The 21,214-nt window shown below is 37.4% G+C and carries 17 protein-coding genes; 2 read left to right on the top strand and 15 right to left on the bottom strand.

What is annotated here, in order from left to right; all coding sequences use genetic code 11:
* Positions 1-104: 104 nt before the first annotated feature.
* Positions 105-1,547: a zinc ribbon domain-containing protein gene (locus tag F4V44_RS01365; RefSeq protein ID WP_150438184.1), complete on the top strand. Its 1,443-nt coding sequence runs from the start codon at positions 105-107 to the stop codon at positions 1,545-1,547.
* A 251-nt stretch (positions 1,548-1,798) separates the two neighbouring features.
* On the opposite strand, the gene coaE is transcribed toward F4V44_RS01365, so the two are convergent.
* The 12 genes from coaE to F4V44_RS01305 form a co-directional block, all read right to left on the bottom strand.
* Positions 1,799-2,407, bottom strand: coding sequence for a dephospho-CoA kinase (coaE, locus tag F4V44_RS01360; RefSeq protein WP_150438183.1), 609 nt, complete (start codon positions 2,405-2,407; stop codon positions 1,799-1,801).
* Positions 2,408-2,425: 18 nt separating this feature from the next.
* Positions 2,426-3,067 carry a sporulation membrane protein YtaF gene (gene ytaF / locus F4V44_RS01355; RefSeq protein WP_150438182.1) on the bottom strand — a complete coding sequence of 214 codons (642 nt, stop codon included), beginning with the start codon at positions 3,065-3,067 and terminating at the stop codon, positions 2,426-2,428.
* A 170-nt stretch (positions 3,068-3,237) separates the two neighbouring features.
* Positions 3,238-4,062, bottom strand: coding sequence for a DNA-formamidopyrimidine glycosylase (gene mutM, locus F4V44_RS01350; RefSeq protein ID WP_150438181.1), 825 nt, complete (start codon positions 4,060-4,062; stop codon positions 3,238-3,240).
* A gap of 75 nt (positions 4,063-4,137) precedes the next feature.
* Complete coding sequence (polA, locus tag F4V44_RS01345; RefSeq protein ID WP_150438180.1) at positions 4,138-6,771, bottom strand: DNA polymerase I; 2,634 nt, start codon at positions 6,769-6,771, stop codon at positions 4,138-4,140.
* Positions 6,772-6,893: 122 nt separating this feature from the next.
* A complete protein-coding gene (hflC, locus tag F4V44_RS01340) occupies positions 6,894-7,826 on the bottom strand; it encodes a protease modulator HflC (protein WP_150438179.1) in 933 nt (310 codons plus the stop codon).
* Complete coding sequence (hflK, locus tag F4V44_RS01335; protein ID WP_150438178.1) at positions 7,819-8,784, bottom strand: FtsH protease activity modulator HflK; 966 nt, start codon at positions 8,782-8,784, stop codon at positions 7,819-7,821. Before hflK ends, hflC begins: the two co-directional genes overlap by 8 nt.
* Before the next feature lie 230 nt (positions 8,785-9,014).
* On the bottom strand, positions 9,015-10,793 hold the full coding sequence (gene pnpS / locus F4V44_RS01330) for a two-component system histidine kinase PnpS (protein ID WP_150438177.1): 1,779 nt from the start codon (positions 10,791-10,793) through the stop codon (positions 9,015-9,017).
* Complete coding sequence (locus F4V44_RS01325) at positions 10,790-11,509, bottom strand: response regulator transcription factor (RefSeq protein ID WP_150438176.1); 720 nt, start codon at positions 11,507-11,509, stop codon at positions 10,790-10,792. The genes pnpS and F4V44_RS01325 overlap by 4 nt, the downstream gene beginning before the upstream one ends.
* A 373-nt stretch (positions 11,510-11,882) precedes the next feature.
* Positions 11,883-12,821: a malate dehydrogenase gene (mdh, locus tag F4V44_RS01320; protein WP_150438175.1), complete on the bottom strand. Its 939-nt coding sequence runs from the start codon at positions 12,819-12,821 to the stop codon at positions 11,883-11,885.
* Between the two features lie 231 nt (positions 12,822-13,052).
* Positions 13,053-14,324 carry an NADP-dependent isocitrate dehydrogenase gene (icd, locus tag F4V44_RS01315; protein WP_150438174.1) on the bottom strand — a complete coding sequence of 424 codons (1,272 nt, stop codon included), beginning with the start codon at positions 14,322-14,324 and terminating at the stop codon, positions 13,053-13,055.
* Positions 14,325-14,526: 202 nt separating this feature from the next.
* Entirely contained in the window at positions 14,527-15,651 is a 1,125-nt protein-coding gene (citZ, locus tag F4V44_RS01310) for a citrate synthase (RefSeq protein ID WP_150438173.1), read from the bottom strand.
* Between the two features lie 370 nt (positions 15,652-16,021).
* Positions 16,022-16,480: a DUF441 domain-containing protein gene (locus F4V44_RS01305; protein WP_150438172.1), complete on the bottom strand. Its 459-nt coding sequence runs from the start codon at positions 16,478-16,480 to the stop codon at positions 16,022-16,024.
* A 248-nt stretch (positions 16,481-16,728) separates the two neighbouring features.
* On the opposite strand from F4V44_RS01305, the gene ytvI reads away from it, so the two are divergent.
* Positions 16,729-17,850, top strand: a complete 1,122-nt coding sequence (gene ytvI, locus F4V44_RS01300; protein WP_150438171.1) for a sporulation integral membrane protein YtvI — start codon at positions 16,729-16,731, stop codon at positions 17,848-17,850.
* Positions 17,851-17,877: 27 nt separating this feature from the next.
* Here ytvI and F4V44_RS01295 read toward each other — a convergent pair whose 3' ends face one another.
* The 3 genes from F4V44_RS01295 to pfkA form a co-directional block, all read right to left on the bottom strand.
* Positions 17,878-18,264, bottom strand: a complete 387-nt coding sequence (locus tag F4V44_RS01295) for an FxsA family protein (protein WP_150438170.1) — start codon at positions 18,262-18,264, stop codon at positions 17,878-17,880.
* A gap of 74 nt (positions 18,265-18,338) precedes the next feature.
* The gene (gene pyk, locus F4V44_RS01290; RefSeq protein ID WP_150438169.1) at positions 18,339-20,099 is read right to left on the bottom strand and encodes a pyruvate kinase; all 1,761 of its coding nucleotides are present in this window, start codon (positions 20,097-20,099) and stop codon (positions 18,339-18,341) included.
* Between the two features lie 43 nt (positions 20,100-20,142).
* A complete protein-coding gene (gene pfkA / locus F4V44_RS01285) occupies positions 20,143-21,102 on the bottom strand; it encodes a 6-phosphofructokinase (protein WP_150438168.1) in 960 nt (319 codons plus the stop codon).
* Positions 21,103-21,214: the final 112 nt, after the last annotated feature.

The following is a 21,214-nucleotide window of genomic DNA, read 5'->3' as shown; positions in this document are numbered from 1 at the left end:
TTATAATCGGAATGGGAATATGATTCCACAAAGTGGGTAAGTCCTACTTTATAATATAAATAGGAACAAATGTTCTTTTTCATTAAAGCGAGGGGGTGTTTGAAATGACAAATAGGCAAAAAACGATTGTCATAAAAAGAGTCCCAAGAACAGTGAAGCAACATAGTTTTCCTATAAATACGAAAGATTTTGAAGAAATGAAATTAATCGCCAAGCGATATAAAGACGTGAAAAACTATGTTTATTCTCGCTATTCAGGTATACATAGTCTATTGATCTTAAAGAATCACAAAAAATTGATTCGAGATGTTTGGGTGAAAACCACATTTGCTGAACAATGGAAACTTCCCGCTAGATACTGGAAACTCGCTTTAGATGAAGCCATTTCAAACATCCATTCCTTATGGTCAAACACTAAAAATGCGGTAAGAAAAGCTTTGAGAAAGAACCCGAACGTAACGGAAGACGAAAAGAATTACATGTACTATCTATTAAAGGCTGACGAACTCTTGCACGCCATTTTGGTTAGGGAAACCTTTAAAAAACCTAAAAAAATAAGCCGTTTAGAGATAAGAGAGACATATATTCATAACTTACTCAGAAGGTATATCCGAAAATATAAAGGTTCTATCCCTTATTCTCATAAAGAGACGGTATTTATAATTGATGCACCCATGTACAAGTATATCGTGGAAGGCAATTCGTTCTTTATTGAAATGGCCTCTTTGAAGCCAAGAAAAAGGATTAAAATTTCTTTAACAGAACCAAACAAATACGGTGGAAACATCCGAATCATCATGAAAGATCACTCCATTGAATTACATCATCTCGTAAAAACAAAACAAAAAACCATTTGGAACGAAAAAAATGAAATTGGGATTGATAAAGGTCACAAAAACCTCCTCGCTGCTTCATCCGGTCATTTGTATGGGGAGAAATTGAACGAATTACTCAATAACGAAACCGAAAGATTAAATAAAAAAAACGCAGTCCGTAACCAATATTGGGCATTGGCTAAGAAATATGAAGCAGAAGGTCAGGTGGAAAAGGCGCAAAATATTTGGAAAAATAACTTTGGCAAGAAAAAATATCATCATCAAAAGCTAAAGCATGACATGACCGTCAAAAGCGTTATCAACTTCTCTTTAAATCAATTTTTCTTAATCGAAAGACCGAGTATGGTTATTTCGGAAGATCTTTCTTTTGTTAGTTGGAACGATAAGTTTCCTAAAAGTGTAAAAAGAAAATTATCACGTTGGATCAAAGGATATGTAAGAAAACGGATAGAGTTTAAATGTAATGTTTGGCATGTTGAATACCAACTCGTGAATGCAGCTTACACATCACAAACTTGCCATAAGTGCGGGGAATTTGGGAATAGACAGGGCGATATATTCAAATGTAAAAATTGTGGGAACATGCATGCCGACATCAATGCCAGTCACAACATTAAACAAAGAAAAGACGATAAGGAAATCAAACAATATACATCCTATAAAGAAGTAAAAAAGATATTGGAAGAACGAATAGAAAAGAAGATGGCGTAAGGAAAAGGGTCTGCCTTATCACAAGTGTAGATGACAACTGTACTTTACTGAAAGGGGGTAGAGCAGACCCTGAAAGTATTCCTTTTTCTTTACGGTTGTGGGAAGAACGATTGATGGCAAAAGAGTAATCGTTTTGTTCAGCTCGTTCACTGGCTCAACCAAGACCTTGCTGAAAGGTGAGGAGCGAATGACTCAAAAACCTTGATATCTCTGTGTCAATGCATAGATTTATATAGATTTTTGAGACCAGGCTATACCTCTTTTTTTAATCCCCATTCCTTAAGTATGTTGAATAATTGCCGTTCTGTTTGTTCAATAGATCCATTATTGTCGATAACTGCATCTGCTAGTTCTTTCTTTTCTTTTAGAGGCATTTGCGATTGAATTCTTGCCAATGCTTCTTCCCTTGTATATTGATTCCTATTCATCAGACGCTGTAATTGAATTTCTTCATCTACATAAACGAGTAATATCCGATCAACCGTGTTCGTTAACTTACTTTCGAACAGAAGAGGAATATCCTTAACAATCAATGACTCTCCTTTGTTGATGGCTTCCTCTTGCTTCGCAGCCATTCTACTTCTAACGGCTGGATGAACAATTCCGTTTAATACGTTACGTTCCTGTTCATTATTAAAAATGATTTCACCTAATTTGGCGCGGTTAATAGTTCCGTCGTTCAAAAGGATGGATTGACCAAAATGATTGATGATTTTTTGATAAGCTTCCTCTCCTTTTCCAACAGCCAATCTCGCTTCAATATCAGCATCAATAACCGTTATGTCCAAATTCTTAATAATCTCTGAAACAGTACTTTTACCGCTTGCAATACCGCCGGTAAGTCCGATAATCATTGCCATAACTATATACATCCCCTGTTAGATCTGAATTTTCAATAACCCAATGATAATTAAGACGATACCAGGGATAAAAGAGAACTTTTGCAGCCAGACATTTTGGGTCAAGTTTGTTCCTAGCTTCATCCCGAAGAAAACCAGACCTGAGCTCAATACTGCAACAGCAAGGGCTAAATAGACCGGTGAAAACCCCAGCATAACAGCTCCTATACCTGCTCCAAATGCATCAAGTGAAAGTGCAAGTCCGAGCATAAAGGCTTCAACCCCTGTTATCGTTCCTGATTTATCAAAATCTGCAACCATTGGCTTTCTTAGAATATTGATTACAATTCCAAGCGACTTAATTTCAAAATTAATAATTACTTTTTCATGAGGCAAGACATCCTTTTCTTTCTCTGGCCGAAAAAACTGATAAATAACCCAGGCGCCTAGAGCAATTAATATGATTCCACCCATTTTTTCCGCAACTGCAGGTGACATAAATTGCTCCAGAAGATGTCCCATCAGCATAGCAAGCATCAAGGTCATTGCCGAGCAGCATGCAATAATGACAATCGACTTAAAGGGAATTCGCATTTTCCTCAGCCCATATGTGAAACCAACACTAAAGCTATCTAAACTTACAGCTAATGCTAACAATACAAGCGAGAGTGTGTGTACCATTGGATTAAGCTCCTTCCTGCATAAACAACTATGATAGTCTATGAAAGGAGCATTTCCAATGTTAAAAAGAAAAAATATAAATCATGCATCTACTCTTAGCATTTTTTATCTAGCTCTGACGCCTAGCCGCTCGAGGTTTTAGGTTACGTCTAGGAAAATTCTCTACGCTATTAGTTTTGACAGGATGGACAAAAAACAGTTCCTCTGCCCCCGACTACTGTTTTTATCAGTTCTGATCCACAAACTTTACAATCTTCGCCTTTACGGCCGTACACATTGTGTTCCAATTGAAACATGCCCATTTCACCTTGCGAATTGACATAAGTACGAACTGTACTGCCGCCTTTTTTCACAGCCTCTGATAATGTTTCAATAATGCTGCGATAAAGAACGTTCGTCTCTTCGTCTGAAAGAGACTGCGCCATTCTTTCCGGATGAATGCGAGCTTTAAACAACGCTTCATCTACATATATGTTCCCAAGTCCGACTAAAACCGTTTGATCAAGCAGAACAGATTTGATGTTTCTTTTTTTACTTGCTAGCTTGTTTTTAAACTCTATTAAGTCAAATGTATCTTCGAGCGGCTCAGGGCCGAGCTGAGATAATGGCAGTGAGAGAAACTCTTCTCCTTTTCGAAAAAGATGCATTGTACCAAACTTCCGAACATCACGGTAACGAAGTTCAGTTCCATCTATAAAATGAAAGATTACATGCGTGTGTTTATCAACAGCCTCCTCTGATTGGGCAAGAGTATATCTGCCTTCCATTCTTAAATGTGACACAAGCGCGTAAATATCAGTATAAAAAACAAGGAATTTACCACGTCTGCCTATATCCTGGATGGTTTGTCCTATTAATGCATCTGAAAACTGCTCAACTTCATCCGGCTGTTTAATGATTTTGGGCCAATAAACGGATACGGCTTGAATTTTCTTGCCCATAATGAGTTGCAACAATGTTCTCCTGATTGTCTCTACCTCAGGAAGTTCTGGCATGCTCTTCCCTCCTCACTAAACTGTTTGTGTCCAGTCCCGTTGCCTAGCTAGCTCAAGGTCTAAAGCCGGCCTTTTCTATTTAGCATCAAACCAGGTCGGGCCATATGCGTAATCTACTTTTAACGGTACATTTAATTCAATTGCATGTTCCATGACTTCCGGAACCATTACCTTTAGCTTCTCAATCTCATCTTCTGGCGCCTCAAATATTAATTCATCGTGTACCTGCAATAATAAACGAGTTTTTAAGCCTTCTTCTTTTAATCGCTCGGCCATATCCAGCATTGCCTTTTTAATAATATCTGCTGCACTTCCTTGGATAGGCGTATTCATAGCTGTCCGCTCAGCAAAGCTGCGCAAATTAAAGTTACGGCTTGTAATTTCTGGAAGATATCTGCGTCTATGCATCAGCGTTGATACATATCCCTTTTGCTTGGCATCCTTAACAATCTCATCCATATATTCTTTTACCCCAGGATAGCTCTCTAAATAACGGTTGATAAAATGACCTGCTTCTTTACGAGTAATTTTAAGGCTTTGGCTTAATCCGTAATCGCTTATTCCATAGACGATTCCAAAGTTAACTGCTTTTGCATGTCTGCGCATATGATCAGTAACCTCATCAGCCTTCACATGAAATACTTCCATCGCTGTTTTTGTATGAATATCCATCCCCTCTTTAAAAGCTTCGATCAGCTTTTCATCTCCTGCAATATGCGCAAGTACTCGTAATTCGATTTGAGAATAATCGGCCGCAAAAATCACCCATCCCTCTTCAGAAGGTACAAATGCTTGACGAATTTTACGACCTTCTTCTAAACGAATCGGGATATTCTGGAGATTCGGGTCCGTCGAGCTTAACCTTCCTGTTTGAGTTAAGGTCTGGTTATATATGGTATGAACCTTTTCATTTTTCGGATTGATGACTTTTAACAGTCCTTCTATATAGGTTGATTGCAATTTTCCCAGCTGACGGAAAAGTAGAATCTGCCTGATAATTTCATGATCATCCTCTAATTTTTCTAATACATCTGCAGAAGTGGAATAACCCGTTTTGGTTTTCTTAATAGCAGGCAGCCCAAGCTTCTCAAATAAAATAACTCCCAGCTGCTTCGGGGAATTAATATTAAATGCTTCACCCGCTAAAGAATAAATCAATTCCTCAAGAGTATTTAACCTTGACTTCAACTCTTCCCCCATACCGCTTAAACGGTCACGGTCCACCTTAATCCCTTGAGATTCCATATCAGCAAGAATAAAAGCGAGCGGCATTTCCAAGTCATGATACAATTCAAGCTGCTGATTTTCTCTCAATTCGCCCTCAAGCTTTTCTTCAAGATCATATAGAGCCAGCGCCTTGCGGACAAGATGCTCTGCAAGCTCTTTTTCCTCTGGGATTCTTCGTTTTGTCCCTTTTCCATAAAACACTTCATCTGATTGGATACTAGAAAACCCATATCTGTTTGCTACAGAGGCAATATCTGTAATCGTCTCCGAAGGATTAGCAAGGTAGGCAGCAATTAATAAATCAAAGGTTACACCATTTAAATGAATGCCATGATGGCGTAATGAAACCTCAGACCGTTTCACATCATAAACCGTTTTCTTTTTTTCTTCATCCTCTGCCCAAGCTTTAAAAGCAGAAGATTCAAATGCAATACGTGTCGGGATAAAAAAATGGCCTTTTTCATTCACTAATGAAAAACCAATAATCTCCCCATAATGGTAATTATCTTCAAGAACTTCAACATAAAAAGTACTATAATCAGTAAACAAATCGTCATTTATTTCCGTAACGATTTCAAATTCAATATCTTCTAATTCCGCTGTATCCGTATCGGCAAGTTCTTCCCCAAACTTGTCCAATAACGACTGAAAACCAAGTTCCTTAAATAGACTACTAAGCTTTTCCTTTTCAAATCCCTCATATTCAATTTCATTTAATTGAACTTCAATTGGCGCTTCACGCATGATTGTGGCAAGCTCTTTACTTAATAATGCCTGTTCCTTATAAGTTTCCAGTTTTTCCTTTAATTTATTGCCACTGACTTTATCAACGGAGGATAATAAATCCTCTAGTGTTTGAAACTCTTTCAAAAGCTTGATAGCCGTTTTTTCTCCTACACCAGGAACACCCGGGATATTATCGGAGGCATCTCCCATTAGACCCTTCATATCAATAATTTGTTCAGGAGATAAACCGTATTTTCCCATAATATGTTCAGGTGTATATTCTTCAATATCGGTTATTCCCTTTTTGGTGATTCCTACAGTTGTTTGCGGTGAGCTTAATTGTGTTAAATCCTTGTCACCAGATATAACCTTTATCTGATAGCCCTCTTTTTCAGCCTGTAAAGTCAATGTCCCAATAATATCATCAGCCTCATAGTTTTCGAGCTCATATCTTGAAATTTGATAGGCATCCAACAACTCGCGAATGAATGGAAACTGTTCTGATAACTCAGGCGGAGTCTTTTGCCTGCCGCCCTTGTATTCACTGAAGGATTTATGACGAAACGTTGTTTTTCCTGCGTCAAATGCTACCAGTATATGTGTCGGTTTTTCTTCCTCTAAAATTTTCATCAGCATCATCGTAAAGCCATATATTGCATTTGTATGTATTCCCTTATCATTATGTAAAAGAGGTAAAGCAAAAAACGCACGATACGCAATACTATTTCCATCAATTAGCACAAGCTTTTTGGTCATTCAAACACTCCCTTTCATTAAAAATAGGCAGAAAAAATAGCCGTCATTTCTTTCCTTAGTTTATCATGATTGATCAGGGAAAGGAAAATAACGGCTATTCGCTTCACTATTTACTTTTCAACTTATTCTGAAGCTCCCATTAACAAACGGGCATATGGAGAATCTGACGGTAATACAAGAACCGTTTCACCATTAATGGTCTTTTTATAGGATTCTAGCGTACGGAATAGAGAATAAAAATCAGGATTCTTCGAATAGGACTGATTATAGATTAAAGCTGCCTCTGCTTCTCCTTGTCCTCTAATGGTTTCTGCATCCGCCTTGGCCGTTGCTAGCATTTCCTGCACGGTTTTATCTGTCTGCGCGGTTATCGTATTCTTTTCGGCATCACCCATTGACAAATACTCCTGCGCTTTGGATTCTCGTTCTGAAATCATCCGTGTATAAACAGATTGTTCATTCTCCTCAGGTAAATCGGTACGTTTCATACGAACATCGGTCACAACAATGCCGTATTTATCATTCCCCAAAAATTCATTTACCTTTTCTGTAATTCGATCGTTTAGGGAGCCTCTTGATGATTTCTCATCATTAATGATTTCATCATAATTTAATTGCCCTAGTTCTGCACGAACGACCGAGTAGATAAACTCTTCCATTCTGCTTTCTGCATTCTCAGTTGTTCTAGCATTCGAAATCATAAGCTTTGGGTTTACAATTTTCCAGACAGCATAATTATCAATGATGATTCTTTTCTTATCTTTTGTATTAATCTCTGCTTCTTCAACATCATAAATCATTTGATACTTTGGTAATGAGGTAACACTTTGAATAAAAGGTATTTTATAATTTAATCCGGGTTTATCGATGATTCGCACTACTTCACCGAATTGGCGGACAACTTTGTATTCACCTTCTTTTACAACAAAAACATTCGCAAATATAAACGCAAGAAGTGCAATCAGGATAACAAAAAAGATACCTATTTTTGTGTAGCCCCTCCATTGAAAGCTTCCGCCTTTTTCTTTCATATTTATAATTTTTTCATCAGCCATTGCTTTCACTTCCCTTCTTCGTTTCTTCCTCTGCTTTTGGTTCTAGCGGACGAATCGGGAAGTACTTCATTGTATTGCCATCATCATTCATAATATATACTTCCGTATTAGGAAGTACCTGTTCAAGTGTTTCCAAAACTAGACGTTCCTTTGTAATGTCCGGGTTTGTTTGATAGCCTTCATATATTTTATCAAAAACAGCTACATCCCCGCGCGCTTTCTCGATGCGTTCTGCTTTATCACCCTCAGCATTTAAAATAATCGCTTTTTTTTCACCTTCTGCTTCATTCAAACGCTTATTTTCATATTTTTTTGCTTCATTTATTTTTGTGTTCATCGTTTCTCTGGCATCTGTTACATTCGTAAATGCCTTACGTACTTCGTCATTAGGCAATTCTACATCCTGCAGCTTTACCGCCAAAATGGAGATTCCAATATCATATTTTTTTATTAAAGTAGATAATAAGTCCCTTACGTCCGCTTCAATTTCAGCTTTTCCTGAAGTTAATGCATCATCAATTTTTGAACTACCGATGATACTTCTAAGAGATGCAGATGTAGTATCATATAAAATTTCCTTTGGATCTGCTGAGTTGTATAAATATTTTGTAGGCTCCGTAATCTTCCATTGAACAACCAAATCAGCCAAGACGATGTTTTCATCACCGGTAATCATTTTCGTTTCTTTCGGAAACTCCTTAACTTCGCCTTTTTCTTGCTGATAACCGAACTGCAGGCTAAACGTTTCCTTTGATAATTTTTCTACCTGCTGAATTGGCCACGGCAGCTTAAAGTGTAGTCCTGGCTCACTCGTACCTTCCTTTGCATCGCCAAACGTTAGAATGACCGCTTGCTCTGATTCATCAACAGTATACCACGTGGTAAACGCAGCTAAAGCCAGTATGATGATGAGAAGGACGGCTGCAACAACGATATAAATCCTTCGTAAACTTATCATGTTCTCACCCTTTCCCAAATAATCTATAACTGTATGTACGATTATATTGCAAAAAAGTTTCAGACATGCTAAATCTATTACAAAATAAAAGAGACGAAAGCTGGCTGCTAACGTCTCTTTTATTTTGGCTCCTTTGGATGAAGGGGTATTTCATAAATAATAATAGCTTAATATTGTTAAGTTGCTATAAATGATATGTTAACAATATGTAAAGATTAAACAAATCTACCTTATTTATGCGGAATTTTTTTTAAAAGCTCGATACTAAACACAGTATACTTACCTAATTCACTATCAACGGTAATTTTCCCTTTATGAGCCTCCAGCAAATGTTTCACAATCGCTAGACCTAGTCCTGTACCCCCTGAATCCCGATCCCTAGCCTTATTTACCCGATAGAATCGTTCAAAAATACGAGGAATTTCTTTTTCTTCAATTCCCATGCCCGTATCCTTAATATGCACGATGACCGTTTTTTTCGTTTCTTCCACGTTAATATACACTTTACCTCCAATAGGAGTATACAAAACGGCATTTGAAATAATATTGATAAAAACTTGTTTTAAGCGATAAACATCCCCTTCAAGAGATAATTGACTTGGATGAGTCTCAAACAATATCGTAATATTTTTGTCCTTTGCTTTCCCTTCCATCATCCTTATCGTATCTTCAAGCAAGTCAGTTAAATTAAAGGTCTGCAATGTCAAACTAAAGCCTTCATGCTCAATTTTAGACAATTCTAGCAGGTCATTTATTAAAGATTGCAATCTGTCACTTTCTTTTAAAATGATATTTAAAAAGGCTTCCAGTGTATCTTTATTTTCCATTGCCCCATCTAACAATGTTTCAGAGAAACCTTTTATGGAGGTAACCGGTGTTTTTAACTCGTGAGATACATTCGCTACAAAGTCCTTACGCATTTGCTCTAACTTTTTAATTTCAGTAATATCATGAAAAACAAGCAGAATCCCTTTCCAGACATCATTTGTACCAATTATAGGTACCCCATACACTTCAAAATGGCGCCTTTCAATTTTAAGAGGAATAACAACCTGCTTTTTCAATTTCTGTTCAGTCATAAAAATATCTTCAATCATTCTTTTAATATCTCGGTGCTCGATTACTTCATAATAAAGCTTATATAGGTACTCCGATGTTTTAACATTAAAAACTTCCTTATACGTACGGTTAATTAAACTAATATATCCACGGCTGTCAATTAGGAGAAGACCGCTGCCAATGCTCTCAATGAGAGTACTTAGCCGATCTTTTTGCATTTCATGTGATTTTCTCATATCCTGGAGATTCCTGGCTAAAATATTCAATGATGAATTCAGCATCCCAATTTCTCCAACTTGATCCTCATAAGTTCTGGCTTGATAATTCCCCTTTGCCAATTCATATGCAACATTTGTCGCTCTCTCAATTGGCTTTGCATAGCGATTCATAATCATACGGCCAAGAATAATGATAACGATGAATGCAAAACTAAAGCAGATAGTTAATAACCACCCAGTTTGAGAATATGCTTTTTTTAGCTCTGTCATTTTTGTACTTATTAGTACAAATCCGCTATTTGAATCATTCGTGTTGATTGGTTTCCAGTAATATTTAGTATGAAAATCATTAATGAGAGTCGAATCATTTAATTCATTCACATAATCTGTATCATTTTCAATGATTGCCTCTATTACATTTTTATCATTTTCCTTACTTATATCATCAAGTTCTCCACTGTCAGAAACAATATTTCCTTCTCTATCAATGACAGTTATTCTTGCATCCAACACACTGCTGATGGCAGAGATTTTTTCTTGACTAAATTCATCAATGCCTCCCTGATCTTCGATATAAGAAGCGACAAGAGCATTTTCTTTTTTTAATCGTTCATCAAATGTATTGATATAATAATGTTTAAATAGCTGACCTAAAATAAGACCTAGACAGACTAATACAATGACAAGAATAGTAATGAGGGTAAAAAAAAGTCTCGTACGAAACTTTGTCATTCTTCTTTTGGCTCCTCAAGCTTATAGCCCAATCCCCTAATCGTTTTAATATATACCGGTTTCTTTGTATTTTTTTCAATTTTTTCACGTAAATGGCTGATGTGAACATCAACAATCCGTGTATCACCCGCGAAATCATAATTCCAAACGGCGCTTAATAGCTGATCACGCGTTAATACCCGACCTTTATTTTTCGCCAAATATAATAATAATTCAAACTCTTTTGGCGTTAATTCTAATAATTTTTCCTCAAAATATGCTTCGTACTGTTCAGGATAAATCGTCAACTGATTGATATTGATTTGATCTAAATCGTTATTAGCCTTCTGCTCAGATGCCTCTGTTTGCATTTGAGTTCTTCGTAATATGGCTTTTACACGTGCAACGACTTCTCGAGGGCTGAACGGCTTTGTCATATAGTCATCCGCACCCAATTCAAGACCAAGCACCTTATCGAACTCATCATCCTTTGCCGTTAACATCAGAATGGGGGTGAAATTCTTCTGCTGGCGCAGATGCTTACAGACCTCCAATCCATCCATTTTCGGAAGCATTAAATCAAGCACAATTAAATCTGGATTTTCCTGTAATGCAATATTTTTCGCTTCTTCCCCGTCCATTGCAGTAATGACTTCAAAACCAGCCTGCTGCAGATTATATTCAATTAGTGTAAGAATGGATTTTTCATCATCGACGACAAGCACTTTTTTTTCCATATTATCCTCCGTTTATAGAATACTATTAGAAAACCCCTTATCATCCAAATTTTCAGGTCATATAGTACCCTCATTAATACTATACACATAAAAAAAAGACATGTACAATACCTTGTCTTTTCAAAAGACTATGTTAACAAATCATGTTGATAAGCCAGATTTTTGACTCATCCGTGAGAAATGTCCATTTCTCACGCCTTTCAGCTGTGCTGAAAGGTTGCTGTATGGTTAGGAAGTGAAAAGAGAAAATTCATTCTCTCCTTTCACTTCCTAACCATACAGCTTTAGATGAGTCAAAAATCAACCATGTTAATAAAGAAAGCTTTTCAAAAAAAAATCGAGGATGGATTCCCCGATTTTTTTCATTCTATCATTAAGCTAAAACAGCCATAACATTTTTTACAGACTCAGCAGAACGATCAAGCTGAATTTGTTCAGCCTCAGTTAATTGAAGCTGGATTACCTGCTCAATTCCATCTCCGCCAATAACCGTTGGAACGCCTAAATAAATTCCATTATATCCATACTCACCTTCAAGATAAGCAATTGCTGGAAGCACACGGCGCTGGTCTTTAAGAATAGCTTCTGACATTTCAACCAGAGATGCCGCAGGTGCATAATAAGCACTGCCGTTGCCAAGAAGGTTAACAATTTCACCGCCGCCCTTACGTGTACGCTCCACGATAGCCTCAAGGCGGTCTTTAGGAATTAACGTTTCTAGAGGGATTCCGCCAGCATAAGAATAACGAACAAGCGGAACCATATCATCACCATGTCCACCTAACACGAAACCAGTAATATCTTTAACTGACAGGTTTAATTCTTGTGCAACAAACGTACGGAAACGTGCCGAATCAAGAACACCTGATTGTCCAATTACGCGGTTCTTTGGAAAGCCTGACTCTTTAAAAACAGTGTAAGTCATAGCATCAACCGGGTTAGTTAAAACAATAATATAACAATCTGGAGAATATTTAACAATTTCTTTAGTAACGGCCTTCATAACTTTTTGGTTTGTCTGCACTAAGTCATCACGGCTCATACCAGGCTTACGCGCAATTCCTGCTGTAATGATAACAATGTCGGAATTTTCTGTATCCTTATAGTCTGATGTACCAATAATATTAGCATCGAATCCTTGAACAGGACTAGCTTCTAACATATCTAAAGCTTTTCCTTTAGTTGGACTTTCCATTTGCGGGATATCCACTAATACTACATCACCTAATTCTTTTTGGGCAAGAAATAATGCTGTTGTTGCTCCTGTAAAACCACTGCCGATAACAGATACCTTTTTACGTTTTATTGCCATATGTTAAACATCTCCTCTCAATATGTAGCTTGGTTACTTCCCTAATACTCCAAATTTTTAGAATATTAAAGTAACAATGCATGCATATCTATTTAAACACATTCACATAATTATTTCCAGTACTAAGCTTAAACGCCTTACCCAGTATGGGTAAGGCGCCTTCGCTTAGGCCCGCAGGATGCGGGTTATGCAGACGTTGCCACAGAATGTAGCGACTTTAGTCTGCGTTCCTTATACTTCCATATTCTTAATTAGCTCATCACCGAACTCAGAACATTTTACTTCAGTTGCACCTTCCATTAGACGGGCAAAGTCGTATGTTACAACTTTAGATGCAATTGTTTTTTCAATTGATTTAATAACCATGTTTGCTGCTTCATTCCAGCCAATATGTTCAAGTAATAGGCAACCAGAAAGAATGACAGATGAAGGGTTCACTTTATCTAAGCCAGCATATTTTGGTGCTGTACCATGTGTAGCTTCAAAAATAGCATGTCCAGATACATAGTTGATGTTTGCTCCTGGAGCAATACCAATTCCGCCAACTTGTGCAGCAAGTGCATCAGAAACATAGTCTCCGTTTAAGTTCAATGTAGCAACAACATCAAACTCACTTGGACGTGTTAGGATTTGTTGTAAGAAGATATCGGCAATTGCGTCTTTAACGATAATTTTTCCAGCAGCTTCAGCGTCAGCTTGTGCTTTGTTTGCAGCCTCAACGCCTTGTTCTTCTTTAATACGATCATACTGATTCCATGTGAATACCTTATCAGCGTATTCAGTTTCAGCCACTTCATAGCCCCAGCTTTTGAACGCACCTTCAGTAAACTTCATAATATTACCTTTATGTACAAGTGTTACTGATTTTCTGCCTTCTTTGATTGCATAATCAATTGCAGCACGTACATGACGGCTTGTACCTTCTTTAGAAACAGGCTTGACACCAATTCCAGAAGTTTCAGGGAAACGAATTTTCTTTACCCCAAATTCATTTTGTAAAATGCTGATTAATTTTTTCGCCTCTTCAGTGCCTTGAGCATACTCAATACCTACATAGATATCTTCAGTATTTTCACGGAAAATAACCATATCAACATCTTGAGGACGTTTTACTGGAGATGGAACACCTTCAAACCAACGTACAGGACGTAAGCAAACATATAAATCTAACTCTTGACGAAGCGCTACATTTAGGGAACGAATTCCACCGCCAACAGGTGTTGTTAATGGACCTTTGATAGCAAGTAAATATTCACTGATCACATCTAATGTTTCTTGTGGAAGCCACTCGCCAGTTTGGTTAAATGCCTTCTCACCTGCAAGAACCTCTTTCCAGACAATCTTGCGTTCACCATTGTAAGCTTTTTCTACAGCAGCATCTAAAACTCTTGATGCAGATGCCCAAATATCAGGACCGATTCCATCACCTTCGATGTATGGTACGATTGGGTTATTTGGTACATTTAATACTCCGTTTGATACTGTGATTTTCTCGCCTTGCATGTGAATTTCCCTCCAAATTTTAGGCATGGGTTAAAATAGGCTGTTGGAGACTGACGATTTTATCAATCATCTGCTCAGTCTCCAGCCTTCCCATACTAGTACTATTAACACTACTATTAAACCAATTTTTTTTATAAATGTAAAAACCTTATTGAAGAAATTTGATGAAAAATGGTGAAAAATCTATAAATTACTTTGTTTCTTATACTTCTTCACGCTTTTCAACAGGTACATATACTTGCATTCCTGGTCCAGTATATTCTGCACGAGGACGGATTAAACGGTTGTTATCATACTGCTCTAGAATATGTGCAAGCCAGCCGGAAACACGGCTTACCGCAAAGATTGGTGTAAATAAATCATGATCAATTCCTAAACTATGGTACATAGATGCAGAATAGAAATCCACGTTTGGCGGCAATTTCTTTTCACCAGTAACAAGCGCTTCAATTCTAATAGACATCTCATAATACTCAGGCTGACCAGTCAATTTAGTTAATTTCTCTGACATTTGTTTCAAGTGCTTTGCACGAGGATCTCCTTGACGGTAGACACGATGGCCAAAGCCCATGACTTTTTCTTTTTTCTCTAATTTCTCTCTGATATATGAATCTACATTTTCAGGCGACCCAATCTCTGTAAGCATTTTCATAACTGCTTCATTTGCACCGCCATGCAGAGGACCTTTTAACGCACCAATAGCGGCTGTAATTCCAGAATATACATCTGATAAAGTCGCTACACACACACGTGCTGTAAATGTAGATGCATTTAATTCATGATCCGCATGTAAAATTAGAGCTTTATTCATAGCTTCTTCTGCTATAGCATCAGGCACATTTCCTGACAGCATGTATAAGAAGTTAGCAGCAAAACTTAAATCTGTTCTTGGCGCTACTGGGTTTAAACCTTTACGAATACGGGCAAAGGATGCAACAATTGTTGCTAATTTCGCCTGCAGTCGAACAGCTTTTCTATAGTTTGCTTCACTATCCATTATATCTGCTTCTTCATCAAAAAGGGCTAATTGTGATACTGCCGTACGAAGAGCAGCCATTGGATGTACTTTTTCAATTGGAAACATTTTGAAATAATCAAGAATTGCTTGAGGAAGCTCAGCATTTTCAGCTAGTTGCTGCTTTAATTCCTTTAGTTGTGACACAGTCGGCAACTGTCTATGCCATAGAAGATAAATAACTTCTTCAAAACTAGCATTCTCTGTTAAATCATCAATGTTGTAACCAGCATACGTAAGCGTATCATCAATGATTGAACTAACTGAGGAGGATGTTGCTACTACCCCTTCTAGACCACGTGTTACTGTCATATAAAATCCTCTCCTTTTAAATAAATTCCCCATAAAAACAAAAAATTCCCCATACCCAGATGTCTGTAAAATATTCTATTCAAAAAAACAAGAATTATCAGAAAGAATTTTCTGGATTTTATCAAGGAGACAATGGTATGTCTCCTTAGAAAGAAATCGGCTGCTAAAAAACAGTCGATAATAACCTAAATGATGAAGCAGTAAAAATTTTCTAATTGAGCGAGTGTTCACTTTAAGTAAAAAGAAAATGCTTACAATATTAGCTACAATGTATTAAACAATATTTACAACTCCTATTATAAACAATTATCAGACTTTTGTGAACGAAAAGAATTTTAAAATCCAAAAAATATTTTTACTGGAAATTATATTAAAATATATCCATTATTTTCATAGCTAGATACGCAATCCCTGCACCGATTAAAGGTCCCACTGCAACCCCCTTAAACAGAGAGACAGCCAGGACTGTTCCCAGCACAAGAGCTGTAGTAATATGGGGATCCTTTGCCAATAATGTTACTCCGCCTTTAGCCAAAAGAGCAACAATTATGCCTGATATCAATGCTATCCACGCATATGGGGATTTAAATGCTGCTGTCAAATCCTTAAATCCAATGTCACCGGTAGCAATAGGAGCTAAGACAGCAATTGTTATGACTGTTACTCCCCAATTAATTCCCTTTGATTGGACATAAGAAAATACTTTTGCATCAAAACCAATTAGTTTCATCACCATCAATACGAACACAGCAATGATAAGCGAGGTATTTTTAGCAAATAATGCAATGATCAATAAAAGCAGTAAAAAGAAGGTAGCTTGAGATATCAACCAATATTCTCCCTTCTAACGTTTCTATATTATATTATCATAACTTTTCAATTCAAAAAAGTACCTTTCCTTAAGATGATGCTAAATTTTAGAACTATTTAATATACTTACATGAATCTTTATCTTGTTTTTTTCGTATTAAGTATATTAATTTTAATATCTCCATTTTTTATAATTTTTCTATGCTAAATAGCTAAATCTTTTTTAGACAAGGCTGTGAGTCTGATATCAAGAGAGAGGTGAATGGCTTGAATCGAATATATCTCAATCGAACCTTCCGTTTTTTAATTGTAGTCGGTGCTATTGCAGGATCACTTTTGTTTGTCTATTATCTGTCCAAAATTACTTATCCGTTTATCATTGGACTGGCTATTGCATTTCTAATGAATCCATTTGTTAATTTTTTGCAAAAAAAAGGGCGAATGCCCCGGTCACTTGCTGTTTTAATTGTCCTCATTCTTGTTTTTGCCTTTTTTGCCGGCTTAATAACCCTGCTTATAGCTGAGATTGTTACTGGCGCAGATTATTTAGCTACAGTAGTACCCAATCAATTAGATACATTAATCAGCTATATTGAACGTTTAATTGCATCGCAGATCATCCCCGTATATGATCAGTTAACAAATCTATTTAACAGCTTAGGTACTGGACAGCAGGACACTATCATGAAAAATATTCAAAATGCAGGCAGTACAATTGGGACAAACCTAGGAAATTTCATTCAGCATTTTTTCGGGTTTATTCCGACTATTATTTCATGGTTTCCTAATGCAGCAACTGTATTAATATTTTCACTTATGGCAACTTTTTTTATTAGTAAAGATTTTGAGCGTATAAAGACGAGTGCAGGCCGAATTTTGCCAAAGCGTGCCAAATCAAGCAGTCAAAAGGTGGTAGTGGATTTACAGAAGGCTTTGTTTGGTTTTATTAAAGCACAGCTGACTCTCATTTCAATTACAACTGTTATTATTTTAATCGGCTTATTAATTTTACGGGTCAACTACGCCATTACGATTGCTCTTGTTACCGGACTTGTTGATATCCTGCCTTACCTTGGCACCGGATTAATCTTTGTTCCATGGATCATTTATGAAGTGATCACAGGTGATATCAATCTTGCTATTGGTCTTGGAGTTTTATACGTCGTTGTTATTGTCCAACGTCAGATTATGGAACCAAAAGTACTCTCATCGAGTATCGGCATGGATCCGCTGGCAACACTTATTGCTTTATTTGTCGGCTTTAAACTCATTGGATTTTTAGGCTTAATTGTTGGACCGGTTACATTAGTTATCCTTACAACACTAAACAAAGCGAATGTATTCAGTGACTTATGGACCTTTATTAAAGGAAAAGAAATAAATGAATGAAAAAAAGAGGGGAAATCCCCTCTTTTTTCACCTAATTATTGTAAATGTATTGTTATTCATCCATTTTTTTAGCGTTTTGAGAATAATTGGTTTCATTGCTGCTCTTGTAGGAGGAAGTAATAATATTAGGCCGAAAATATCGGTCAAAAATCCGGGTGACAGGAGCATGACTCCTCCTAAAAGGATACAGACACCGTTAAGAATTTCATCTCCTGGCATTCTGCCGTATTGCAGTTGTTCTTGTACTTTTCTAAGGGTATTCATACCTTGTTTTTTAGCCAAATACGACCCAAGTACTCCTGTAGCAATCAGGAGTACAACAGTCGGCCATATTCCGATTGTATTGCCAGAAAGGAGAAGAACACCTATCTCTGCAGCCGGAATCAAAATAAATAATAGAATCAATACTCTCATCAGATTCCTTCACACCCCGCTATATAATGAAAATCAAAAAAGGAAGGGATAAAATCCCCTCCCTGATTCTCTCATTATAACACACTTGCATGTCCGTTATAAATGACACCGCGCTGAGCATCGACCGTTATTTCCTGACCGTCCTTGAGAATATCAGTAGCATTTTTAACACCTACTAATACTGGAATACCGACATTTAAGCCTACAACGGCTGCATGACTTGTTAGACCGCCTTCTTCCGTAATAAGCGCTCTGCATTTTTCAATCGCTGGCACCATTTCCTTATCCGTTCCAAATGTAACCAGAATTGACCCCTCTTTTACCTTCGTAAGAGCTTCCTCTGCGTTCTTGGCAACTACTACTTTTCCATAGCCGGATTTTCGGCCAATTCCTTGTCCTTTTGCCAATATATCTCCAACAACATGTATTTTCATCAGGTTGGTTGTTCCAGATTCACTTACCGGAACACCAGCTGTAATAACTACTAAATCACCATGTGAAACAAAGCCGCTCTTTAAGCTCTCATCTACTGCATTTTCAAGCATTTCATCGGTTGTATTGGATTTTTCCCCCAATTGTGCATACACGCCCCAAGCAAGAGAAAGTCGTCTTAAGACATGTTCATTTGCTGTTACTGCAACAATCGGTGCTTTTGGACGATATTTTGAAATCATCTTCGCAGTATATCCGCTTTCAGTCGCAGTAATAATGGCATTTACACCTAAATTTAGTGCTGTATGTGCAACGGATTGTCCTATTGCATCTGTAATCGTATGTTCACTATCTTTACTGTGTCCTGATAACAACTTTTTATGATCAAGCGCCGCCTCTGCCCGGGAAGCTATTTTATGCATTGTTTCAACTGCTTCTAGCGGATATAATCCAGCAGCTGTTTCACCTGAAAGCATAATAGCATCTGTACCGTCAAAAATGGCATTTGCTACGTCACTTGCCTCTGCACGTGTTGGACGCGGATTTCTTTGCATAGAATCTAGCATTTGCGTTGCTGTAATAACCGGTTTCCCTAATGCATTACATTTTTTAATTAAATTCTTTTGTACCAGAGGAACTTCCTCTGCCGGAATTTCAACACCCAAATCTCCGCGAGCTACCATTAAGCCGTCTGAGACTTCAAGAATTTCATCAATATTATCTACACCTTCCTGATTTTCGATTTTAGGAATGATATGGATATGTGTAGCATTGTTTTCTTCAAGCAACTTCTTTATCTCAAGAACGTCTGAAGATCTGCGCACAAAAGATGCTGCAATAAAATCAATATTTTGTTCGATACCAAAAAGAATATCGTTTGCATCCTTTTCTGTAATTCCTGGTAAATTTACTGATACTCCCGGAACATTTACACCCTTTTTATTCTTTAATGTTCCGCTATTTAAGATTTTCACATGAATGTTTCCATTGGCTTTATCTATTTTTTCTACTTCAAGTCCAATTAACCCGTCATCAAGCAAAATCTTAGAACCAACCTCTACATCTTCAATTAACCCGTCATATGTAACAGAGAACTTCTCGGGAGTTCCTTCAACTTCTGTCATTGATACAATCGTTGAACTGCCGGCCGTTAACTCAATTGCTCCACCAACCATATTATGTGTACGGATTTCCGGTCCTTTTGTATCAAGCAAAATGGCAATGTTTTTACCTGTCTTGTTTGCAGCTTCACGAATGTTTTTAATTCTTTCACCATGCTCTTCATAATTTCCATGAGAGAAGTTTAAACGAGCGACATTCATACCAGCTTCTATTAATTGAGTCAGCATTTCAATACTTTCACTTGCAGGTCCAATCGTACAAACAATTTTGGTTTTTTTCATTGGTTATTAACCCCCTGATTATGTATGTTTACTTTTATATCTTTTAAATAGACAGTTCTTTTGATAATTTTAACAGGTTAAAATCAAGTGAATGAGGTTCTTCCAAAATATCAGCTATATCATGATCAATCACACGGTTGTTTCGAATCCCTACAGCTCTGCCGCCTTTTCCTTCTAAAATCAATTCTACAGCACGTGCACCTAAACGGCTTGCCAACACTCGGTCAAAGGCAGAAGGAGAACCGCCACGCTGCATATGGCCCAGTACAGAAACGCGCGTATCAAAATCAGTCATTTCTTTAATTTTCTTACCAAATTCGACCCCGCTGATTACTCCTTCAGCTACAACGATAATACTATGCTTTTTACCGCGCTCCTTGCTCTTCTTCAATCGTTCGCATACTTCATTCATATCATAATGATCCTCAGGAATAAGAATCGTTTCTGCACCGCCTGCAAGACCTGCCCAAAGAGCAATATCTCCTGCATTTCGTCCCATTACTTCAATAACGAATGTACGCTCGTGAGATGTAGCTGTATCTCTAATTTTATCAATGGCATCAATGACCGTGTTTAAGGCAGTATCAAAGCCAATGGTATATTGAGTACCGGCAATATCGTTATCAATGGTTCCCGGCACACCTACACAAGGGAAACCATGGGAAGTCAAAGCCTGCGCTCCTCTGTACGAACCGTCGCCGCCAATAACAACCAGACCTTCAATTCCAAATTTCTTTAGCTGTTCAACGCCCTTTAACTGCCCCTCTTTTGTCTTAAATTCATCACATCTTGCTGACAAAAGAACAGTTCCGCCTCGATGAATAATATCACCAACTGAACCAAGTTCCAGCTTTTCGATATTTCCGCTTATTAGCCCTGCATAACCACCAATGACTCCATATACTTCAACATCATGATAAATCGCCTTCCGAACAACCGCTCTGACAGCAGCATTCATCCCTGGAGCATCTCCACCGCTTGTTAATACGCCAATTCGTTTCATGTTTTTACCTCCCATCAATACTTTACCAAGAAGTTGTCAAAATAGAAAGAACATTTAATGAATTTTTTTTGATATTTAAAATTTTTTTATGAAAAAAAAAACCATAACAGTT

The organism is Niallia endozanthoxylica, assembly GCF_008710145.1.
Lineage (GTDB): Bacteria > Bacillota > Bacilli > Bacillales > Cytobacillaceae > Bacillus_BD > Bacillus_BD endozanthoxylica.
Note: the sequence above shows the minus strand (reverse complement) of the source record. Positions and strands in the feature narration are given on the sequence as shown.